We start from the raw sequence: 4,206 nt of genomic DNA, 5'->3' as shown, positions 1-4,206 counted from the left end.
GCAGCATCAGCATCATCGACCGCGCCGCCCCGCCGGCGACACGCAGCAGATCCTGCGCGGAATTCCCGGCGTGACCGCTTCGGCGCCGCCGGGACAAGCCGGGTTTGTTTCCTATCGAGGCTTTTCGGCATCGCAGATCACGCAATTGTTCAATGGCATCACGGTGCAATATGACTCGATCTCGGCGCGGCCCATCGACAGCTGGATCTACGATCGCGTCGAAGCCGTCGGCGGCGCCTCCGGCTTTGTGCATGGCGCCGGTGCGGTAGGCGGCGCGATCAACTACATCACCAAGCAAGCCAATCGCGACGGCGACCTGGCCCAGCTATACGGCAGCTATGGATCGAATAATTCATCCGTCATGGCGGCCGGTCTCAATCGCAAGCTGGGCGCCGCCGACGGGCAGGGCGTCACCAACTATCTCCGGATTGACCTCAGCCGCAGCGGCAGCGACGGCTATGTCGACCGGCGCCTTGTCGCTGCTGACCGACATCACGCCGCAGCTCTCGCACACGCTCGCCTACGAATATCAGCAGGAACACGTTGATCGTCCTTACTGGGGCACGCCGCTGTTGAATCCGACTACCGGAACAGGTCGGATCGACCCGGCCACGCGCTTCAAGAACTACAACGCCAACGACGGCGTGTACGAACAAACCGTTGAGTGGTTCCGCTCCATCGTCGAGTACCGTTTGTCCGATCAGACCTCGTTCAAAAATACTTTTTATCACTATGACGCCTTACGCGACTACCGCAATGTCGAGGTCTACCGTTACAACGCGGCCAACACGCAAGTGGTGCGCTCATCGGCCTTCCTGCAGCGTCATGACCAGGAGCTGACGGGCAATCGATTTGAATGGCAGCATCGCGGCCGGCTTGGTGCGCTCGAGTCGGAGTGGGCGGGCGGCGTCGACTACAGCGTCAATCGGATGACGCGTTTTCCGCGCACGGTGGCCGGTCCGGTCAGCAGCGTCAATCCGCTCAATTTCAGCACCGAGGCTTTCTTTTCGATTCCCGGGATGACGTCCGACTTTGTTCCGGACCGCAGCAATCGCGTCACGACCATCGCGGCCTTCCTTGAAAACCGCACCCGGCTATTGCCGTCCCTGGCGCTGGTGACCGGTTTGCGTCATGACCGCATTGAGCTCGAAGTGGAAAACCAGCGTACCGCCAGCGTCACCGATCCGGCCTATTTCAAGAGCACCTATCGCCCGACCACCGCGCGTGCCGGGCTGGTATGGGACATCACGCCGAGCGCCAACCTGTTCGTGCAATATAGCACCGCCGCCGATCCGCCGGCCGGCGTGCTGACCACCGCCAACTTCAGCCAGGTCAGGAATTTCGACTTGACCACCGGCGACCAGGTCGAGGCCGGCAGCAAATTCGACTTCTGGGACGGCCGCGGCAACGCGACGATTTCGGCTTACGCCATCACGCGCAAGAACCTGGCCGTGACCGATTCGACCAATCCCAACGTCACCGTGCCGGTCGGCCAGCAGTCGTCACGCGGCGTCGAACTGGCGTTCGGCGTACGTCCGGTAAAGAACTTGCGCCTGCAAGGCAATCTGTCGCTGGTGCGCGCGCAGTACGACAACTTTACCGAAAGCGTCGGCGGCGTCGCGGTCTCGCGCGCCGGCAACCGTCCCACTAACACACCGGCGCGGGTGGCCAATCTGTGGCTGGACTACGCCTTCCTGCCCGACTGGAACGCCGGCATCGACGCGCGTGCCGTGTCGTCGGTGTACGGCAATACCGCCAACACCGTGAGCGCACCGGGTTATGCGATCTTCGGCGCCAGCCTCAGCCGCAAGCTGAACAAGGCGACCGTCACCGCGCGCGTCAAGAATCTGACCGACAAGGTCTACGCCGACAACATCACCAGCACGCCGATGTTCTATCTCGGTGCGCCGCGTACGTTTGAAGTCGCCGTGCTGGCGAATTTCTGAGCATGCAGCGCGCCAAACGCTGGCTGTTCCTGATCCATCGCTGGCTCGGCATCGTCGCCTGCCTGTTCATGCTGCTGTGGTTCGTCAGCGGCGTGGTGATGATGTACGTCGGCTATCCCAAGCTGACGCAGTCGGAGCGGCTGGCGCGCCTGCCGGATCTTGATGCCGCCCGATGCTGCATCGCGGTCGGCGAGGCGGCGCGCGTATTACCTGCCGAAGCAAGGCCGTCTTCCATTGTGCTGACCAGCGTGGCGGGACGGCCGCAATATCAATTCGGCATCGGCAAAAAGATCATCGCGGTCGATGCGCTCAGCGGTGCGGCCGTCACCGATGTCGATGTCAAGGACGCTCTAGCGGCGGCGCAGGTTTTCATGCCGGGCGCCACGCCGAGGTATCTGGACCGTATTGATGAAGACACCTGGACGCACACGCGCGGACTCGACCTGCACCGGCCGCTGCACCGCGTACAGATGGACGATCCGGAGCAGACTTTGCTCTACGTTTCCAGCGTCACCGGCGAAGTCATGCGCAAGGCGACGCATACCGAACGCGTGTGGAACTATGCCGGCGCCTGGTTGCATTGGCTGTATGCATTTCGTGGCGGTCCGCTCGACGCCGCATGGAGTCACATCGTCATTTATTTATCGCTGGCGGGCGTGCTGGTCGCCGTCAGCGGCAGCGTGATCGGCATCTGGCGCTGGCGGTTCCGGGGGCGTTTCCGCTCCGGTGCGAAGACGCCATACCGTGAACCGGTGATGCGCTGGCATCATCTGATCGGACTGGCGTTTGCCGGCATTACGCTGACCTGGGTGTTCAGCGGCTTGATGTCGATGAATCCGTGGGGACTGTTCAAGGGCGGCGGCGTGGAATTGAACCGGCGCGCATACGCCGGCGGTACGCTCGATCCAGCGGCGTGGCCGCTCGGCAGCGGCGACGCATTGCGGCTATTGCCGCCGTCATGGCAGGCGCGCGAATTGCGCTGGCACATGCTGGACGGCAAGCCTTACCTGATCGCCGTCAATGGCGCCGGCCGCACGCGCGTGATCGACGCTGCCGAACGCCGCGTCGACGAAGGAATACCTGAGGCGCAACTGATGCGTGCGGCCGCGAAGCTGGTCGATGCGCCGCTGGCCGGCAGCGAGTTGCTGCAGCGCGAGGATGCGTACTACTACAGCCGCGAAGCGCACACCATGATGGGCGGCATGCGCCATCCCTTGCCGGTGCTGCGCCTGCGCTATGCCGATGCGGCGCAGACCTGGGTGCACATCGATCCGGCCACCGGCGTGGTGCTCGGCAAACTGGACGGCACGCAACGCGTCAAGCGCTGGCTGTTCGCCTTCCTGCACAGCTGGGATTTGCCGGTGCTGCTGTCGAGCCGGCCGTTGTGGGACATTGCGCTGATTCTGCTGAGCCTGGGCGGACTGGCCTTGAGCCTGACCGGCGTGGTGATCGGAGTGCGGCGCCTGCGGCATTGACCTGCGTGCGAGCAGTGCCTGGAAAGGCCGGCAGCGGGGCGATGGCGTAAAATAGCGGCCATCATGTATATTGACTCCCATTGCCATATCAATTTTCCCGAACTCGTCGCGCGCCTGCCGGATATCCTCGGCAAGATGGACGAGAACCGCGTCAGCCATGCCTTGTGCGTCTCGGTGAATCTCCCCGAGTTTCCGCAAGTGCTGGCGCTGGCGGAACAGTATCCGCACATCTACGCCTCGGTCGGTGTGCATCCCGACTATGAAGACACGCCGGAGCCGAGCGTCGAGCAATTGGTTGAGCTTGCCGACAACCCGCGTATCGTCGCCATCGGTGAAACCGGCCTCGACTATTACCGCCTGCAAGGCGATCTCGAATGGCAGCGCGAGCGTTTCCGCACGCACATCCGGGCCTCGCGCATCACCGGCAAGCCGCTGATCATCCACACCCGTTCAGCCTCGGAAGACACTATCCGCATCATGCGCGAAGAGGGCGCCAATCCCGAAGCAGGCGGCGCTGCCGGCGTCATGCATTGCTTCACCGAATCGCAGGAAGTGGCGGATGCGGCGATCGAACTTGGCTTCTATATTTCCTTTTCGGGCATCGTCACGTTCAAGAGCGCCAAGGCCTTGCAGGAAGTGGCGCGCACGATTCCGCTGGAACGCATGCTGATCGAAACCGATTCGCCTTACCTGGCGCCGGTGCCGTATCGCGGCAAGACCAACGAGCCCGGCCTGGTGCGGCACGTGGCGGAGTTCATCGCCGACTTGCGCGGCATCCCGGTGGA

4 protein-coding genes are annotated in these 4,206 nt (G+C 63.2%); all 4 read left to right on the top strand.

The window, feature by feature from the left end; translation table 11 throughout:
* Window positions 1-547: TonB-dependent receptor plug domain-containing protein (locus HLUSI_RS30895; protein WP_157137725.1), on the top strand; the 547-nt coding region annotated here is incomplete at its 5' end.
* Window positions 459-1,946 (top strand): TonB-dependent receptor, encoded by a 1,488-nt coding sequence (locus HLUSI_RS26720; RefSeq protein ID WP_050977620.1) that lies wholly within the window; start codon window positions 459-461, stop codon window positions 1,944-1,946. The genes HLUSI_RS30895 and HLUSI_RS26720, both read left to right, overlap by 89 nt.
* Window positions 1,947-1,948: 2 nt before the next feature.
* On the top strand, window positions 1,949-3,421 hold the full coding sequence (locus tag HLUSI_RS0103145; protein ID WP_016832587.1) for a PepSY domain-containing protein: 1,473 nt from the start codon (window positions 1,949-1,951) through the stop codon (window positions 3,419-3,421).
* Between the two features lie 63 nt (window positions 3,422-3,484).
* A partial coding sequence (locus HLUSI_RS0103140; RefSeq protein ID WP_016832586.1) for a TatD family hydrolase occupies window positions 3,485-4,206 on the top strand: 722 nt, incomplete at its 3' end.

This window comes from Herbaspirillum lusitanum P6-12 (genome assembly GCF_000256565.1).
GTDB lineage: Bacteria > Pseudomonadota > Gammaproteobacteria > Burkholderiales > Burkholderiaceae_D > Herbaspirillum > Herbaspirillum lusitanum.
This window is presented reverse-complemented; position numbering and strand designations above follow the sequence as displayed.